Annotated in this window: 9 protein-coding genes; 4 read left to right on the forward strand and 5 right to left on the reverse strand. The window is 72.2% G+C overall.

Features of this window, described 5'->3' with window-relative positions:
• Position 1 precedes the first annotated feature (1 nt).
• From ACIQLL_RS05585 to ACIQLL_RS05595, 3 genes are all read right to left on the reverse strand, one after another.
• A complete protein-coding gene (locus ACIQLL_RS05585) occupies positions 2-1,618 on the reverse strand; it encodes an exonuclease domain-containing protein (RefSeq protein ID WP_402464177.1) in 1,617 nt (538 codons plus the stop codon).
• 193 nt (positions 1,619-1,811) lie between these two features.
• The gene (locus ACIQLL_RS05590) at positions 1,812-3,212 is read right to left on the reverse strand and encodes an HNH endonuclease signature motif containing protein (RefSeq protein WP_402464179.1); all 1,401 of its coding nucleotides are present in this window, start codon (positions 3,210-3,212) and stop codon (positions 1,812-1,814) included.
• 94 nt (positions 3,213-3,306) lie between these two features.
• Positions 3,307-4,125 carry an HNH endonuclease gene (locus tag ACIQLL_RS05595; protein ID WP_402464181.1) on the reverse strand — a complete coding sequence of 273 codons (819 nt, stop codon included), beginning with the start codon at positions 4,123-4,125 and terminating at the stop codon, positions 3,307-3,309.
• Positions 4,126-4,393: 268 nt separating this feature from the next.
• On the opposite strand from ACIQLL_RS05595, the gene ACIQLL_RS05600 reads away from it, so the two are divergent.
• Positions 4,394-5,128, forward strand: coding sequence for a DUF4230 domain-containing protein (locus ACIQLL_RS05600; RefSeq protein WP_402464183.1), 735 nt, complete (start codon positions 4,394-4,396; stop codon positions 5,126-5,128).
• Between the two features lie 127 nt (positions 5,129-5,255).
• Positions 5,256-8,549, forward strand: a complete 3,294-nt coding sequence (locus ACIQLL_RS05605; protein WP_402464185.1) for a type I restriction endonuclease subunit R — start codon at positions 5,256-5,258, stop codon at positions 8,547-8,549.
• A 106-nt stretch (positions 8,550-8,655) separates the two neighbouring features.
• Here the strand turns inward: ACIQLL_RS05605 and aceB are convergent, their stop codons facing one another.
• A complete protein-coding gene (aceB, locus tag ACIQLL_RS05610; protein WP_402464187.1) occupies positions 8,656-10,395 on the reverse strand; it encodes a malate synthase A in 1,740 nt (579 codons plus the stop codon).
• Positions 10,396-10,450: 55 nt separating this feature from the next.
• On the reverse strand, positions 10,451-11,791 hold the full coding sequence (aceA, locus tag ACIQLL_RS05615; protein WP_402464189.1) for an isocitrate lyase: 1,341 nt from the start codon (positions 11,789-11,791) through the stop codon (positions 10,451-10,453).
• A gap of 206 nt (positions 11,792-11,997) precedes the next feature.
• On the opposite strand from aceA, the gene ACIQLL_RS05620 reads away from it, so the two are divergent.
• The gene (locus ACIQLL_RS05620) at positions 11,998-13,509 is read left to right on the forward strand and encodes a helix-turn-helix domain-containing protein (RefSeq protein ID WP_402464191.1); all 1,512 of its coding nucleotides are present in this window, start codon (positions 11,998-12,000) and stop codon (positions 13,507-13,509) included.
• Positions 13,510-13,607: 98 nt separating this feature from the next.
• Complete coding sequence (locus ACIQLL_RS05625; protein ID WP_402464193.1) at positions 13,608-18,383, forward strand: NAD-glutamate dehydrogenase; 4,776 nt, start codon at positions 13,608-13,610, stop codon at positions 18,381-18,383.
• The last annotated feature ends 40 nt before the right edge of the window (positions 18,384-18,423 follow it).

The following is an 18,423-nucleotide window of genomic DNA, read 5'->3' on the forward strand; positions in this document are numbered from 1 at the left end:
GTCACCCCTCGCCGTGCTGAGCCCTCTCGTAGGCCTCGACCACGGCCCGGGGGAGCCGGCCGCGGCTGCTCACCTCATGCCCGTTCTCCCGGGCCCAACGGCGGACAGCCGCGGGGTGCGGAGCGGTGGATCCGGCCGATGCGGGCTGCGGCGTGGCACGAAGCGGGGCCTCGGCTGCCGCGGGCGGCACCGGTGATGCCTCGACCGCCGAGGCGGCCGGCTGGAGGTGGGCGAGCAGAATTTCGAAGTGGTCGGGGTGGACCGTCCGGAGACCGAGGTCGGCAGCCTTCGCCGCTTTGCCGCCGCTAAAGGAGCCATCGGTGACCAGCATCGCGGTCGTGCGCGAGACGCTGCTCATGACACGGACCCCGAGCTCCTCGGCACGCTGCTCCAGCCGAGCGCGCTGGGCGTCGTCGCACCCGGTGAAGACGACCTTGTCACCGACCCGCAGGGGTTCGCCGTGCGACCAGTCGACGGGCAGAGGACCGAGGCCGGCGCTCAGCCGTGCCGCGCGGGCCTCGTCGGCATGGCCGATGAGACGGCGAACGGTCGCCGGCTGCACCTGGAGGAGTTCCGCGATCGTCGAGAGCTCCGACCGCTCGTCACGGGAGACATGGCCGTCGTCGAGCGCCCGGTGGGCCAGTGCCGTGACGAACGCCTGGTGGGCCGCCGCGACCTCGTCGGGTGCGAGCCCGTACACCTCGATCAGGTCGGCGAGTGCACCGGCCTCCGACGCGGACACGACGCCGTCCTCCAGGACCTCCAGCAGCAGCTCGAGGTAGGGGGTCGTGCCCGCCGGGGCGCCGTCGTCGAGCAGCTCCGTCAGACCCAACGCGGTGAGCTGTTGGACCAGCGGCGCCTGCTTGGGTCGGGGCGGGGTCACCCTCCGCGGTCGGTTCCTGGGGGCCCCTGCCCCTCCGGGCAGCGTGGTGAGCGGCGCCCGCGACGGCCCCTCGGGCCAGGTGAACGCTCGGGTGTCGATCCGGGCGCGGTCAAGCTCTGCATGCACGGGGACGCGAGGCATCGTCAGGTATCGGTTCATCAGCCGCCCGGTCGCGCGGGCGTCGCCCAGGGCGGAATGCGCGTCCGTCAGCCGGACGTCTGCCGCAGCACAGCAGTCGGCGAGCCGCCGCCGCTCGAGGTGCGGCAGGTAGTGGTGGCTTCCCTGGAGCGTGCAGTACGCGGGCAGGAACGGCAGCTCCCATCCGCTGCGCAGGTACTCGGCACGCAGGAACGCGAGGTCGAACCGGGCGTTGTGCGCGACGACGGTGCTCCCACCGAGCAGGAGCGCCACGTCGCGCGACTGCTCCCGGAACAGCGGGGCCGAGGCCACGTCACCGTCGGTGATGCCGTGGATGTGCGTCGCGCCGACCGGGCCCTCCGGGTTGAAGCGCGTCGACCATTCGTCGATCACCGAGCCCTCGTGGTCGAGCCGCACGACGGCCAGCTCGAGGATGCGGTCCTGTCGAGGGCTCAGGCCGGTGGTCTCGACGTCGATGACGGAGTAGGCGGCTTCGGCCGGCTTCTTGTCAGCCGGATTCTTGTCGACCGGTTGCGGATTCGGCGCCTCCGGCCGCGCCGTCCTCCTCGTTCCGAAGAGTCGTCCGAGGATCCCCACTGCTGCACCAGCGCCTTCCGCTTCTCGGGGCCGCATTGACCAACCCCGCGAGGATGTCACGGACATCCGCCACGTGTGCCGGGCGCCCAGGGTGAATTCAGGCGCAGGCGTCGCACGATCCGGTCGCGGCCGGCGTCATGACGCAGCTTCGACGAGGGGTCGGCGCGGAGCCCGCCAACACCGGAGTTATTGGTCAGAACGGCGGGTCGCCGAGCGGATCCACCGGGTCGCGTGGCCGAGGAACGTCGGCGAGCTGCGGTCCGACGTCGGGTGGCGGCGCAGCCGGGATCGCGGCCGCCGAAGCCTCCACCGCCCAGGTGTCGAGCTGGGCGGCGGTGTGCTCGGCGGAACCGGGCCGGGTGAGGTAGGTGCGGCCTCGCGGAGAGGTCCAGGCCAGCACGCCGGCGTCGAGCTGCTCGACGCTCCAGCGCGACTCGTGCTTGAGGGTGTGGTGCGCGCGGCACAGGTGGGCGAGGTTGGCGGCGTCCGTGGTGCCGCCGTCGGCCCAGTCGATCGTGTGGTCGACGTCGCAGCGAGGGGCGGGGACCCGGCAGCCCGGGAAGCGGCACGTGACGTCCCGCTCGGTGAGGAACGCGCGCAGGTCGGCGGGCACGACGTAGCTGCGCCGGTCCACGGTCAGCAACGCGCCGTCGACCGGGTCGGTGAGGACCCGGCGCAGCGTGGGCGCACGGGCGGCGAGCCGCCGTGCGGTCTCCGGGTCGACGGGCGTGGAGCCGCCGATCGTGGCCGGATGCTCGCTGTGGCCGGCCAGCGTCAGGACCGGGACCGTGACGTGCACCGTGGGGCGGACGGCCCGCGCCACGGTCGAGAGCGGGTCGGCCGGTGCGTCGCCGGACTCCCTGCCAGGCGCGGCGTCGTCGAGGACCAACGCGGCCAGCGTGGCGGCGCGGAGCTGCCCCACGCGACGTGGGTCGCCGGAGGACTTGGCCGAGGCCGCCGTCCGCGACAGGCGGTCGTAGGCGGCGTGCGCCGCAGTCGACGGCAGGTGGGCCGTCAGCCACGACATGCCGTCCTTGCCGTCGTCGAGCCAGACGTCCGCGCGGAGCTCGGCGGCCTCGCGGCGCACCTCTGCCGGCACCGGGTGCAGCCGTTCGCGGGTCGCCCGCACCAGCGAGCCGAACCGCGCGGGTGTCATCGACGCCGCGCGGTCGAGGACGGCCTGCTCGACGTCCGCCGCGGCGCTCACAGGGAGGTCGGCGACGGCGTCGGCGAGCTTCCTCGCGTGCTGGTAGGAGATCCGACCGTCGCAGAGCGCGTCCAGCGTGCCGGGAGCCCTGTCGGCGAGGGTCTCGGCGTCGGCCAGCATCGCGCGTGCTGCGTGCTCGCCGACCCCGAGGGCGCAGGAGACCTCGGCGACCAGGGCGCGGCGCGCCACCTGCGACCGTCGCTCCGCCGTCGTCGCGAGCGTGCGCGGTGCGCCGAGGTCAAGCATCGAGGACTCCGACGCCGCGACCGTCCGGGCCAGGGCGACCGTGCGCCGACCGGCTGCCGCGTTCGCCGCCACCTGGGCGGCTGCGGCCTCGTCCAGGGCGGCGTCGAGCCCCGGCCCGCCGTCGTCCTGGTGCGTCGTCATGGTGATAGCCAACCACGAGCCACCGACATTCACTCGAACGGGTGTTCGATGACGAGGGGGTGGGCCATGTCGCCCGACGTGCAGCGGGACGAGCTCAGCGGAGCTGCCGGGCGGCCTCTTCGCGATGGCGCGCGAGGCGACGAGAGCTCGGCCGGTCGGCAGGATCGCGCGGCAACCGGAGCTTCGTGCCGTGGAGCTTGCGGTACTCGCTCTTGCGGATCTCGGGGTGGAGCGTGACCCGGGAGTCCGCCTCGATCCACAGCAGCCCGCTGTCGAACAGGTTGTGGATGTCGGCCCGCAGCAGCAGCCCGTTCTCGACGACGTTCGTCGACGTGCCGTCGTACCTGTCGATGTGCGCGGCCTGGAGGGTGGCGGGGACGTCCGACCCGGTGACGGCGCAGCGGCCGGCGTAGGCCGTGAGGAGGGTGGCGCGGAACAGCGACTGGCCCTGACGCGCGGTGACGAGCTGCTCGCGGCGGATCCTGCCCCGGCCGGCGGCGTCGTCCACCGCGTCGACGTCGACCCGCGACCGGAGCTGCTCAACCTCCTCCGGCGTCGCCTTGCGCATCGACTGGACCCGGGTGGTGGTGTCGATCGTGAGTGGGGCGGCGGCGAGGTTGCGCGACTCCTCGTTGTCGAAGTCGACCCCGAAGCGCAGGACGCCCTCCTCGTCCGGCTCGACCGACGACGTGACGACGCCGACGCCGACCACGGCGGCCACCGGCAGCGACTCCCGGACCCAGACGTGGTCACCGACCGCGAAGTCGGTGTAGCGGCGCGGCATGTGCCAGTACTGCTCGTCCTCGATCACTGCGCTGCGGAACAGGTCCCGAGGAGCGATGGTCCGGCCGTCGTCGGACTCGTAGCCCCAGGAGTCCGTGCGGGGGTTCACCGGGTAGAGCCAGTCGGTCATGAGTCTCCTTCGACGATCGAGCGCGAGGGGCCAGTCTCGTGCCCCGACGCGGCCGGACGGCGATGTGCTCCGGGTGAAGTTCGCGGGCACGTCGGCGACGTGAGGACAGGCGGCCACGCGCGGCACGTCGAGGGTGCACCCCTCACCAGTTTCACCCGGTCGGTAGTAGTTGCCTCATCGCGGAAAGTCTAGATTGTCCGAGACCGACGTAGGAGGACCCCCGGGGGCTTCTGGCACGCAGACGCCACTTCGCCAGGCAGGAGAACAGGTGCTCGAGAAGCCGCCAGCGGCCGAGACCGAGCCGGTCGTGGTGAACGCCCCGCGACGCTCTCGCGGTGGCGGCTTCGTCCGAGCCTTCCTGGGCGCTCTGCTCGGCATGGCCGCCGTCCTGGTGCTGCTGGGTGCCGTCGTGTGGGGCGCCGTCCGCTCGGAGGTGATCTCGCTCCCCGCGGTGTGGAATCCCTTTCAGACCGAAGAGGTCGACCGCTCCGAACGCCCGGTGCTGATCAGCATCCAGAACCTGGCGCGCTTCGTCGCGGCTCAGGGGAGCTATCAGGTGGTCCTCGATCTGGAGCAGGACACCAAGTACGTGCCGGACTGGCTCATGGGCGAGCGCACGATCTTCCTCGCGGAAGGCTCGGTCGAGGTCTACGTCGACTTCCGCGACCTCAGCGAGGACGCGGTCGTCGTGACCGAGGACGGCGCCACGGTGACGGTCACGCTGCCGCCGCCGGAGCTCGCGGAGCCCCGGATCGACCTCGAGGACAGCCGGGCGCTCTCGGAGTCGCGCGGGCTGATCAACCGTGCGGAGGACTTCTTCGCCGATGACCCGGGGAGCAGGCAGGAGACCCTGCTCAGGGCGGAGGGTCTGCTCACCGAAGCGGCCGAGGCGAGCGGCCTGGTGACCCGCGCCGAGGAGAACACGCGCAAGACGCTCGAGGGGCTGCTCGGCGGGCTGGGCTACGAAACGGTGGACGTCGACTACGACGACGGCGGGCCATGAGGCAGTGCGCGCTCGATCCTGATCCGGGTCGGTCGATACCCCCCTTATCGGCGTGCCCCGGGCACCGGACGCGGGCGTCCGCCACGATGGGACCCAGACGCTGACAAACGCCACCAGGGGAGACACCGTGCACCACCCGAACGAAGCCGACTGGGAGCTGCTCGCCCGCGACCATCTCGCCGAGTTCGGCTGGGCCCCGCTGGAAGGCAAGCAGATCGCACCCGGCGCGACCTCCGCCGTCGGGCACCCCGGGTACTCGGCGCTGGGGGAGCAGCCGCAGCGTGAGTCGTGGTCCGAGCTGGCGATCCCGTCCCGGATGAAGGCCGCTCTGCGGCGCCTCAACCCGGACGTGCCGCGCGAGCACCTCGACCAGGCCCTGGCCGAGATCCTGCGGCCCACGTCCCAGGACGCGATCACCGAGAACCAGCGCATCCACGGCTACCTCACCGGCGGCTACCGGATCACCTTCACGGTCGACGGCGCCGAGCACCACCCGACGCTGCGACTCGTCTCCGCCCACGAGCACGAGAACGACTGGCTTGCCGTCAACCAGGTGACCGTCATCGACGGCGACGTCGAACGGCGCTTCGACCTGGTGCTCTACCTCAACGGCATGCCCGTGGTCATCGTCGAGCTGAAGAACGCCGGCAGCCGCCAGGCCGACGTCGCGGCGGCCCACGCGCAGATCGCGACCTACGTGCGCGAGCTGCCCATGGCGTTCCGCTTCTGCGTCCTGACCCTCGCCAGCGACGGCGTCGTCGCCAAGTACGGCACCCCGTTCACCCCCCTGAACCACTACGCCCCGTGGAACGTGGACGACGACGGCCGCGTCGTCGGGCCCGACGGCCTCCCGCAGTCGGAGGGGAACCTGCACCTCGTCGACGACGCCGGACTGCCCGGCTACGTCGCACCCGCCACGCCGTTGGAGGTCACGCTCTCCGGGCTGTTCAACCCCGAACGGTTCGGTCAGCTGCTGCGTGGCTTCGTCGCGTTCGACTCCGACGAGGACGGCCTGGCCAAGCGCGTCGCCAAACCGCACCAGTACTTCGCCGTGACGAAGGCCGTCGGAGAAACCGTCCGGGCCGTCGACGGCGACGGGCGGGCCGGCGTCGTGTGGCACACGCAGGGGTCGGGCAAGTCGATGGAGATGGAGCTGTACGCCGCTGCCGTCGCCCGGCACCCCGCCCTGCTCAACCCGACGATCGTGGTCATCACCGACCGCACCGACCTGGACGACCAGCTCTACGAGACCTTCCGGCGTTCCGAGCTGCTGCCCGAGGAACCGCGCCGCGTGACGCGCCGCGCCGAGCTGCGCGACGAGCTCGCGAACCGCACCACCGGCGGTATCTACTTCACGACCCTGCAGAAGTTCGGCCTGACCAAGGCAGAGAAGGACGCCGGCGCCAAGCACCCGGTGCTGTCGGAGCGTCGCAACATCGTGCTGATCGTCGACGAGGCGCACCGCAGCCACTACGGCGACCTCGACGGGTACGCCTGGCACCTGAAGAACGCGCTGCCGCACGCCACCCTCATCGCCTTCACCGGCACGCCGATCGCCGAGCAGGACCGCGACACCGAGGCCGTCTTCGGCGACGTCATCGACGTCTACGACCTCACGCGCGCCGTGGCCGACGGCGCCACGGTGCCCGTGTACTTCGAGTCGCGCCTCGTCAAGGTCGGATTCCCCGACGACGTCGACCCCGATGCCATCGACGCCGCGGCCGACGAGGCGACGATCGGGCTCGACGACGCCGAACGCTCCCGCATCGAGAAGTCGGTCGCCGTCGTCAACGCCGTCTACGGGGCGCCCGCCCGGCTCAAGACACTCGCCGGAGACCTCCTCGCGCACTGGGACGCGCGCCGCGACGCCGTCGTCGAGAGCGTCCGTCCGACGTCGGCCGAGTCGGGACAGGACGCCGCGCCGGGCAAGGCCCTCGTGGTCTGCTCGACCCGCGAGATCTGCGCCCGGCTCTACGAGCAGATCACCGACCTGCGCCCTGGGTGGCACTCCGACGAGCTGTCGACCGGTCGGGTCAAGGTGCTGTACTCCGGGACCCCGCAGGACCCGCAGCACATCGCGCAGCACGTGCGCCGGCCGAGCGAGAACGCTGCCCTGAAGAAGCGCCTGAAGGACCCCGACGACGAGCTCGAGATCGTCATCGTCAACGACATGCTGCTCACGGGCTACGACTCGCCGTCCCTGCACACGCTGTACCTCGACCGTCCGTTGCGGGGCGCCCTGCTCATGCAGACCCTGGCCCGCGTGAACCGAACCTTCCGCGGCAAGGACTCGGGGCTGCTCGTCGCCTACGCGCCGGTGGCCGAGAACCTCAAGGCCGCGCTGGCCGAGTACACGGTGCGCGACCAGGCGGAGAAGCCCGTCGGGCAGGACCTCGACGACGCCGCCGAGGTCGCTCGCACGCACATCGAGCAGGTCGCCTCGCTGGTCGATCCGAGTGGATGGCGCGAGGTGTGGGTGCGACGTCGAGGTGAGCGACGCGCCGGCATCGACGCGGTGATGCGCGCCGTCAACTACCTGCGCAGCCCACGGACCCCGGGGAACCAGGTCGCCTCGGACGAGGAGTCGGTGGCCGATGCCTTCCGCCGGCTGGCGCCCGCGCTGCGGCGTTCGTGGGCGCTCGCGGGGCGCCATCCGTTACTGGCCGAGCAGGGCGACGACGTGCGCTTCTACGAGCAGGTCCGCACGTGGATGGGCAAGATGGACGCCCAGGACCGGCAGGCGTCCGGCGAGCCGATCCCCGACGAGGTCCAACGGCTGCTCAACCAGCTCACGGCGACAGCGGTCGACGCCGACGACGTCGTCGACATCTACGAGGCGGCAGGGCTGGCACGCCCGCGCCTCGACCAGATCGACGCGGACTTCCTCGCGAAGGCGAAGGACTCACCGAACCCGCAGGTCGCGATCGAGGCGTTGCGGGCGCTGATCACCGCCGAGGCACGCAGGTCGACCGAGGGGAACCTCGTGCGCCGGGAGGCGTTCTCCGAGCGGCTGGCGACCCTGATGCGCCGGTACACGAACTCCAACCTGACCTCGGCGGAGGTGATCACGGCCCTGGTCGAGATGGCGCACGAGGTGGCCGCCGAGGCCTCGCGCGGGGAACGGTTCGACCCGCCGCTCGGCCACGACGAGCTCGCCTTCTTCGACGCGGTCGCCTCGAACCCCTCGGCGGTGGAGCTCCAGGGCGACGCCAAGCTGGCCGAGATCGCCCGCGACCTGGTCTCCGTCATGCGGAAGAACGGCCAGGTGGACTGGACCGTCCGCGACGACGTGAAGGCCAAGATGCGCTCGTCGATCAAGCGTCTGCTCATCAAGCACAAGTACCCGCCCGACAAGCGGCTCGACGCCATCGTGCTGGTCATGAACCAGATGGAGGCGTTGGCGACGCGCCGGGCAGCCTGACTCGGCGCCGCGCCCGCCGGACGGACGGACGGTCGAACATGCCCTGGCGGCCCGTCACGGAGCGATGACGGGCCGCCAGGGCATGCTCGGCGACGAGAGGAGCCGGTCAGCCGAAGTACCTCGCGTAGGCGCTCGTGGTGAGGAACGGCGGGAACTCGTCACCGAGCGCGACCTCGCGGAAGATCGCCACGGCGTCGTCCAGCCGGTCGCCGGACGCACGGGGCGTTGACCGCAGGAACTCCCGCAGCATGCCCTCGCAGCGCTCCCGGGTCACGGGCGCGCCGTCGGTCGTGGCCGTCCCGGAGTGCATCCACTGCCACACCTGCGACCGCGAGATCTCCGCGGTGGCGGCGTCCTCCATGAGGCTGTCCAGCGCGGCCGCACCGGTGCCCCGCAGCCAGGAGGCGATGTACCGGACGCCCACGGAGATGTTGGTCCGCAGCCCGGCGTCGGTGATCGTGGCGCCCTCGCGCCGCGCGGAGGCGACGTCGAGCAGCTCGGCCTGGCCCACGGTGACGTCGTCGCGGAGCCGGTCCACCTGGTTCTCCCGCTCGCCCAGCACGGCGTCGAACGCCTCGCGGGCGATCGGGATCAGGTCCGGGTGCGCCACCCAGGAGCCGTCGAACCCGTCGCCGGCCTCGCGCTCCTTGTCGGCGCGGACCTTCGCGAAGGCCTGCTCCGTGACCTCCGGGTTGCGGCGGTCCGGGATGAAGGCGCTCATGCCGCCGATGGCGTGCGCCCCGCGCCGGTGGCACGTGGCGACGAGCAGCTCGGTGTAGGCCCGCATGAACGGGGCCGTCATGGTCACCTGCGCGCGGTCCGGCAGCACGTACGAGTCGCCGCGCTTCCGGAAGCACTTGATGACGCTGAACAGGTAGTCCCAGCGCCCGGCGTTGAGCCCGGCGCAGTGGTCACGCAGCTCGTAGAGGATCTCCTCCATCTCGAACGCGGCCGGCAGGGTCTCGACGAGCACGGTGGCGCGGATCGTGCCCTGGGGGATCCCCAGCGCGTGCTGCGCCAGCTCGAAGACCTCGTTCCAGAGCCGCGCCTCGCGGTGCGACTCCAGCTTGGGCAGGTAGAAGTACGGTCCGCGGCCGCGTTCGATCAGCTCGCGGGCGTTGTGGAAGAAGTACAGCCCGAAGTCGACCAGCGACCCGGAGGCCGGCTGCGTGGAGCCGTCCGTCCCGGTGTAGGCCAGGTGCGACTCGAACAGGTGCCAGCCACGCGGCCGGAACACGATCGTGGGCAGGTCCGTCAGCGTGGTCGAGCGCAGCGCGTAGTGCTTGCCGGGGGTGCGGCCGCCGTCGGGGGAGGGCCCGTCGAACGACAGCTCGCCGCGGATCGCGTCGCGCAGGGCCAGCTGACCTCCGACGACGTTGCCCCAGGTGGGGCTGGAGGCGTCCTCGGCGTCGGCGAGCCAGACCTTGGCACCGGAGTTCAGCGCGTTGATCGTCATCTTCGGGTCCGTGGGCCCGGTGATCTCGACGCGGCGGTCCGACAGGCCGGGGGCACCGGTGGCGCCGGCGACGCGCCAGGACGGGTCGTCGCGGACCGGCCGGGTCGCGGGCAGGAAGTCCGGGTCGGCGCCGTCGGCGATCTGCCCGGTGCGGCGCTGCCGGGTCAGCAGCAGCTCGCAGCGTGCGTCGGCGAACTGGTCGTGCAGCAGCGCGAGGAACTCCAGGGCGCCGGGCGTGAGGATCTCGGCGAACCGGGGCTCGAGCGGCCCCACGACGTCCATGGTGCCCTCGGCGACGGTGGCGGAGTCGGCCAGCGCGATGCCGCGGGGCGGCGTCGACGGCGAGGCGGCGGATCCGTAGGTGCGGGGCTGGTCGGTGATCGTGGTCATGGTGCATCCCTTCCGGGGCCGCCGCCCCGGGGCGGGGCGGCGGCGAGCGGGTGAGTCAGAACTGAGCGGCCTCGGTGGAGCCGGCGAGGGCGAGGGTGGCGGCGTCGGGGTTGAGCGCCGTCGACACGCGGTCGAAGTACCCGGTGCCCACCTCCCGCTGGTGCTTGGTGGCGGTGTAGCCGCGGGTCTCGGAGGCGAACTCGGCCTCCTGCAGCTGCACGTAGGCCGTCATCTGCTCACGGGCGTAACCGTGGGCCAGATCGAACATGGAGTGGTTGAGGGCGTGGAAGCCCGCCAGGGTGATGAACTGGAAGCTGAAGCCCATCGCGCCCAGCTCGCGCTGGAACTTCGCGATGGTGTCGTCGTCCAGGTGCTTCTTCCAGTTGAACGACGGCGAGCAGTTGTACGCCAGCATCTGGTCGGGGAACTCGGCCTTGACGGACTCGGCGAACCGGCGGGCCAGGTCGAGGTCCGGCGTGCCGGTCTCCATCCAGATGAGGTCGGCGTACGGGGCGTAGGCGTGGGCCCGGGCGATGCACGGCTCGATGCCGTTGGTCACCTTGTAGAAGCCCTCGGACGTGCGCTCGCCGGTGAGGAACGGGCGGTCGCGCTCGTCGACGTCGGAGGTCAGCAGGGTGGCGGCCTCGGCGTCCGTGCGGGCGATGACCACGCTCGGCACGTCGGAGACGTCGGCCGCGAGCCGCGCCGCGTTGAGGGTGCGCACGTGCTGCTTGGTGGGGATGAGCACCTTGCCGCCCAGGTGGCCGCATTTCTTCTCGCTGGCGAGCTGGTCCTCCCAGTGCACGCCGGAGGCGCCCGAGGCGATCATCGACTTCATGAGCTCGTAGGCGTTGAGCGGGCCACCGAACCCGGCCTCGGCGTCGGCCACGATCGGCGCGAGCCAGTTGCGGGTCGGGGCGCCGTTCTCCTCGATGTCGATCTGGTCGGCGCGCAGCAGCGCGTTGTTGATGCGGCGCACGACGGCCGGCACGGAGTTGGCGGGGTAGAGCGACTGGTCGGGGTAGGTCTGCCCGGACAGGTTCGCGTCGCCGGCCACCTGCCACCCGGACAGGTAGATCGCCTTGAGGCCGGCCTTGACCTGCTGCACGGCCTGGTTGCCGGTCAGCGCACCGAGGGCGTTGACGTAGTCCTCGGTGTGCAGGAGCTCCCAGAGCAGCTCGGACCCGCGGCGGGCCAGCGTGTGCTCCTCGCCGACCGAGCCCCGCAGCGCGACGACGTCCTCGGCCGTGAAGTCACGGGTGACGCCGGCCCAGCGCGGGTCGGTGGCCCACTGCTCGGCCAGGGCCGCGGCGGTGGTGACCTGGTCGCCGGGGCGGGTGCCCGTGGCGGTGCCGGTGGTCCCGTTCGTGGCTGCGGTCTCGAGGATCGTCGTCATGGTCGTCGCCTTTCGTCGTTCGGCCGGCGGATGCTCCGGCCTGCGTGGTGAGGGCCGACGGCGGCACGTCCGGCAGGGGAGTGCGGAAGCCTTCGTTACCGCCGTCGTCGTCCCTCGGTGTCGACTCTGCGGCCTGCGCAACCCGTGAGACCAGGTTTCTGATGAAGAAGTTTCGAGGTTCTTCTCCTTCACAGAAGCAGTGGTGCATGTCACGCTGGACCATGGCCTTCACGACGACGAACCGGCCCGGCCCGGCGCTCCCCCCGCCGCCGCCCGCCGGCGGCGAACCCGACGCCCTGACGATCGGGCGCCGGATCCGGCACCTGCGCACGCGACGGGGGATGACCCTCGGCGAGCTCGGAGACGCCATCTCACGTGCTCCGTCACAGGTCTCCATGCTGGAGAACGGCAAGCGCGAACCCACCATCGCGAGGCTGCAGGCCGTGGCCCGCGCGCTCGGCACCAGCGTCGACGACCTGCTCTCACCGGAGCCGCCGTCGCGTCGCGACGCCCTGGAGATCGAGCTGGAACGGGTGCAAAGGGGCCCGCTCTTCTCCGCGCTGGGCGTCAAGCCCGTCCGGGTCGGCAAGTCGCTGCCCACGGACGCCCTCGAGGCGATCGTCTCGCTGCAGGCGGAGCTGGAGCGCCTGCACTCCGAACGGGCGCTGACCCCGGAGGAGGCGCGCCGCGCCAACACCGAGCTGCGCGCCGACATGCGCGCGCAGGACAACTACTTCCCCGACCTGGAGATCGTCGCGCGGTCGCTGCTGGACGACGTCGGCCACAGCCGCGGCCCGGTGCCGCAGCGCGCCGCCGTCGACATCGCCAGCCACCTGGGCTTCTCGATCCACTACGAGTCGGACCTGCCGCACTCGACCCGAGCCGTCATCGACCAGCGCCACCACCGCGTCTACCTGCCCAGCAACGGCATCCGCGGCCGCTCCGACGCCCGGTCGGCCCTGCTGCAGGCGCTGGCCTCGCACGTGCTGGAGCACGCCGAACCCCGCGACTACGGGGAGTTCCTGCGCCAGCGCGTCGAGGCGAACTACCTGTGCGCGGCGCTGCTGCTGCCCGAGCGCGAGGCGGTCAAGCACCTGCGCGAGGCCAAGGACGCCCGAGCCATCTCCATCGAGGACCTGCGCGACGCGTTCGCCGTCTCCTACGAGACGGCGGCCCACCGGTTCACCAACCTGGCCACCCGGCACCTCGGCATCGGGGTGCACTTCATGAAGGTCCACGAGTCGGGGGCGATCCACAAGGCCTACGAGAACGACGGCGTGCGGTTCCCGGCCGACGCCCTCGGCACGGTGGAGGGGCAGCACGTGTGCCGGCAGTGGACGGCGCGGGTCGTGTTCGGCATCCACGACCGCCTCAGCCCGTACTACCAGTACACGGACACCTCGACGGGCACGTACTGGTGCACCTCGCGGGTGACGGACACGCCCGACGGCCGGTTCTCCCTGAGCGTCGGGGTGCCGTACGCCCAGGTCAAGTGGTTCCTGGGACGGGAGACGACGGCGCGGGCCACGTCGCGCTGCCCCGACGAGTCGTGCTGCAGCCGTCCCGCCGCCCCGCTCGCGCAGCGGTGGGACGGTCACGCGCTGCCGAGCGCCCGTCCGCACGCCTCCATGCTCGCAGCGATGCCCTCGGGGGCGTTCCCCGGCGTGGACACCACCGAGGTGTACGAGTTCCTGGACCGGCACGCGCCGGCGGGCTGACCGGCGCGGGCCGCGTCCTGCTGGCGCGGATGCGCGGCGGCGTTAGCATCGAGACGACCCGGCCACGGGTCAGGTCCCGACGTAGAACGAAGAGGTTCATGACCGACGACGCCGCCTCGAATCCGCAGGTCCTGGAGGCCGTCGAGGCCCTCGCGCCGGAGCACCGCAGCGGTGCCCGGCAGCTGCTGGGCTTCTACTCCGCAGAGGACCTCGCCGAGCGTGAACCACGCGACGTGGCGGGAGCCGCGGCGTCGACGTGGGCGTTCGCCGCACGCCGCAAGCCCGGCGAGACCCTGGTGCGGGTGTTCACCCCCACGGTGCGCGAGGACGGCTGGACGTCCCGCCGCACCGTCGTCGACGTCTGCACCGACGACGCGCCGTTCCTGGTCGACTCCGTGGACGCCGCCGTCGCCCGGCACGGTTGCACCGTCCACCTCCTGCAGCACCCGGTTCTCGGCGTGCGGCGCGGCGACGACGGCGAGCTGCTGGAGCTCGGACCCCGCGGCGGGCGGCCGGAGTCGTGGATCCACCTGGAGACCGACCGCATCACCAGCCAGGAGGAGCGGGACGCGCTCGTCGAGAGACTGCGCGCCGTCGTGGGCGACGTGCACAGCGCCGTGGACGACTGGCCCGCGATGCGCCGCGCGTGCCTCGACCTGTGCACCGACCTGCGGGTGGCGCCGCCGGCCACCGCCGACCCGGCGACGGTCGCCCCCACGGTCGACTTCCTCACCTGGTTGGCCGAGGACCACTTCACGTTCCTCGGCTACCGCGAGTACGCGCTGGAGACCTCCGACGGCGAGGACGTGCTGCGACCCCTGCCGCACACCGGGCTGGGCATCCTGCGTCAGGCGAGGACCGCCGTCGTGCACCTGCGGCCCGAGGCGCGGCGCACCGCCCGCGAGCCGCGGCTGCTGACCATCACCAAGGCCAACTCGCGGGCCACCGTGCACCGCGACGTGTACCTCGACTACGTCGGCGTGCGCTCCTTCGACGACGAGGGCAACGTCACCGGCGAGCGCCGCATCGTCGGCATGTTCACCTCCGCCGCCTACGCGTCGTCCGTGCTCACCCTGCCCATCGTCGCGCCGAAGGTGCGGGCGGTGCTGCGCGCCTCGGGGTTCGCCCCGACGTCGCACTCCGGCAAGGACCTGCAGCAGGTCCTCGAGCAGTACCCGCGCGACGAGCTCTTCCAGGACACCGCCGAGCACCTGGCCGAGGTGGCCGGTGAGGTGACGCGCCTGCGGGCGCGCCGCCGCAGCAGGATCTTCCTGCGGACCGACGAGTTCGGACGGTTCGTCTCGGCCCTGGTCTACCTCCCGCGGGACCGCTACAACACGACGGTGCGGCTGCGGATCGAGGCGTTGCTGCGCGACGCGTTCGACGCCGAGCGGGTCGAGCACACGACCCGGGTGGACGACTCGCCGCTGGCGCAGCTGCACTTCGTGGTGCGTGTGCCCCGGGACGCGACGATCCCCGACGTCGACCCCGCCGCGCTGCAGCGCCGGCTCGAGGACGCCATCCGCACCTGGGAGGCGGCGCTGGTCGACGAGCTGCACCACGTCCACGGCGAGGAGGGCGCCGCGGAGATCCTGGGGCGGTACGGCTCCGCGTTCCCGGAGGCGTACAAGGAGCAGATCACGCCGCGGGCGGCCGTCGGGGACATCGCCCGGATGGACGGGCTCACCGAGGCCGAGCCGCTCGCGGTCCACCTCTACGCACCGCGGGACGAGGACCCGAGCGTGCGCCGGCTGACCCTGGCCTCGCTGCGCGAGCTCCGGCTGACCCAGGTGCTGCCGCTGCTGACCGACCTCGGCGTCGACGTCCTGGACGAGCGGCCCTACACGATCGAGCTCCCGGACTCCGGGAGCCGTCACATCTCCGACTTCGGGCTCACCGCCCCCGACCCGGCGCTGTGGGGTGACGACGACACCGCCGCGGCGCTGGAGGAGACGTTCCGCGCGGTGTGGTCCGGCGCCGCGGAGAGCGACGCCCTCAACGCGCTCGTCCTGCACGCGGGGCTGTCGTGGCGCGACGTCGTCGTGCTGCGCGCGATCGGACGGTACCTGCGGCAGGCCGGGTCGGCGTTCTCGATGGAGTACATCGACTCCGCGCTGCTCGCCTCGCCGCGGCTGGCGGCCGACCTGGTGCGGCTGTTCGCGCTGCGGCTCGACCCGGACCTGGACGGCGACCGGGACGAGCTCGTCGCGCAGGCCACGGACGCGCTCGTGGAGGCCCTGGACGACGTCGCGAGCCTCGACCACGACCGCATCCTGCGGTCCTTCATCGGCATCGTCGGCGCCGTGCAGCGGACCAACTTCTACACGGTGGACGACGCCGGCGCCCCGAAGCCGTGGGTGTCGATGAAGCTCGACTCCGCGCGCGTGCCCGACCTGCCGCCCCCGCACCCCATGGCGGAGATCTGGGTGTACTCGCCGCGGGTCGAGGGCGTGCACCTGCGGTTCGGCAGGGTCGCGCGCGGGGGCCTGCGCTGGAGCGACCGCCGCGAGGACTTCCGCACCGAGGTGCTCGGCCTGGTCAAGGCGCAGACGGTCAAGAACTCCGTGATCGTGCCCACCGGGGCCAAGGGCGGGTTCGTGGCAAAGCAGCTGCCCGACGCCGGGGACCGGGCGGCGTGGATGGCGGAGGGCCGGTCGGCCTACCGCACGTTCGTGCGGGGCCTGCTGGACGTGACCGACAACCGGGTCGCCGGCGAGGTGGTCCCGCCGGAGCGGGTGGTGCGCCACGACGGCGACGACCCCTACCTCGTGGTCGCCGCCGACAAGGGCACGGCGACGTTCTCCGACATGGCCAACGAGATCTCCGCCGAGTACGGGTTCTGGCTCGACGACGCGTTCGCCTCGGGAGGATCGGCGGGCTACGACCACAAGGCGATGGGCATCACGGCGCGCGGCGCCTGGGAGTCGGTGAAGCGGCACTTCCGCGAGCTCGGTCACGACACCCAGACGCAGGACTTCACCGTGGTGGGCGTGGGGGACATGTCGGGTGACGTGTTCGGCAACGGCATGCTGCTGTCCGAGCACATCCGGCTGGTGGCCGCCTTCGACCACCGCCACGTCTTCCTCGACCCGGACCCGGACGCCGCGGCGTCGTACGCCGAGCGCCGTCGACTCTTCGAGCAGGCACGGTCCTCCTGGGCCGACTACGACCGGGACGTCGTGTCCGCGGGCGGCGGCGTGTGGCCGCTGTCGGCCAAGTCGGTGCCGATCAGCCCGCAGGTGGCGCAGGCGCTGGGCCTCGATGAGGCCGTCACCGCGCTCACCCCGGCAGAGCTGAAGCGTGCCGTGCTGCTGGCCCCCGTCGACCTGCTGTGGAACGGCGGCATCGGCACCTACGTCAAGGCGTCGACCGAGTCCGACGACGAGATCGGCGACCGGGCCAACGACGCCATCCGGGTGGACGGCGACGAGCTGCGGGTGCGCGTGGTCGGCGAGGGCGGCAACCTCGGCGTGAGCCAGCGGGGCCGGATCGAGGCGGCGCGCTCGGGCGTGCAGATCAACACCGACGCCATCGACAACTCGGCCGGGGTGGGCACCTCCGACCGCGAGGTGAACATCAAGATCCTGCTCCGAGCCGTGATGCAGGACGACCGGCTGGACCTGGCCGAGCGCGACGAGCTGCTGCAGTCGATGACCGGCGAGGTCGCCGCCCAGGTGCTGCGGGACAACTACGAGCAGAACGTGCTGCTGGGCAACTCCCGGGCGAACGCGGCGGTCATGCTGCCCGTGCACTCCCGCCTCATGGCGTGGCTGGAGGCGCGCGGCGAGCTGGACCGCACCCTGGAGTCCCTGCCCGACGGCGGCGAGATCGCCGAGCGGATCGAGCAGCAGCAGGGTCTGACCCGCCCCGAGTTCGCCGTGCTCATGGCGTACGCGAAGCTGGCCCTCAAGGCGGACCTGACCGAGACGGACCTGGTGGACGACCCGTGGTTCGAGCGCACCCTGGCCGCGTACTTCCCGGCCGCGGTCCGGGAGAAGTACGGCGACGACCTGTCGCAGCACCCCCTGCGGCGGGAGATCGTGGTCAACGCCGTGGTGAACTCGATGGTCAACCGGGGCGGCATCACGTTCGCCTTCCGTGCGTCCGACGAGACGGGCGCACCGACGGAGCAGGTCGCGCGGGCGTTCGTCGCCGCCCGGGAGATCCAGGACCTGCGCGGGTTCGTCGAGGCGGTGGAGGCGACCGACAACGTGGTGAGCACGGCCGTGCAGACCGACCTGTACCTGGAGTTCCGCCGGCTGCTCGACCGCACGGCCCGGTGGTTCCTGCAGCACCGTGCCGACCGGGTCGAGGTCGGCGCGGAGATCGACGCCTTCGCCGATCCCGTGCGCAGCTATGCACCCCGGATCGACGAGCTCCTCCAGGGCGACGAGCTCTCCGCGTTCACCGAGCGGGTGGCCGAGCTGGAGGCGGCCGGGTGCGACCGGGCGCTGGCGCGTCGTGGCGCCGGGCTGCTGGCCGCGCTGCCGCTGCTCGACGTCGCGGAGCTCGCCGCGGTGCGGGGCTGGGACCTGGACGAGGTGGCACGGACCTACTTCGCGCTCGCGAGCCGGGTCGGCGTCGCCGACCTGCTCACCCGCGTCTCCGCGCTGCCGCAGGACGACCGGTGGGACTCGATGGCGCGCGCTGCGCTGCGCGACGACCTGTACGCGGTGATGGTGGCCCTGACCGCGTCCGTGCTGGAGGGTACCGAGACGGGCGACGCCGGTGGGCGCATCGACGCCTGGATCGACGCCGGCGGTGCGACGGCGCGGCGTGCGCTGGACGCGCTGGAGACCGCCGACGCCGTGGAGCAGCCGGGCATCGCCACCCTGTCGGTCGCCCTGCGGCAGCTGCGTTCCCTCGCGGGCTGACGTGCCCTGACACCCCGCACGTTGTGGGTATGAAATCGAC

Origin of the sequence: Isoptericola aurantiacus (assembly GCF_044769875.1) — a bacterium.
GTDB lineage: Bacteria > Actinomycetota > Actinomycetes > Actinomycetales > Cellulomonadaceae > Isoptericola > Isoptericola aurantiacus.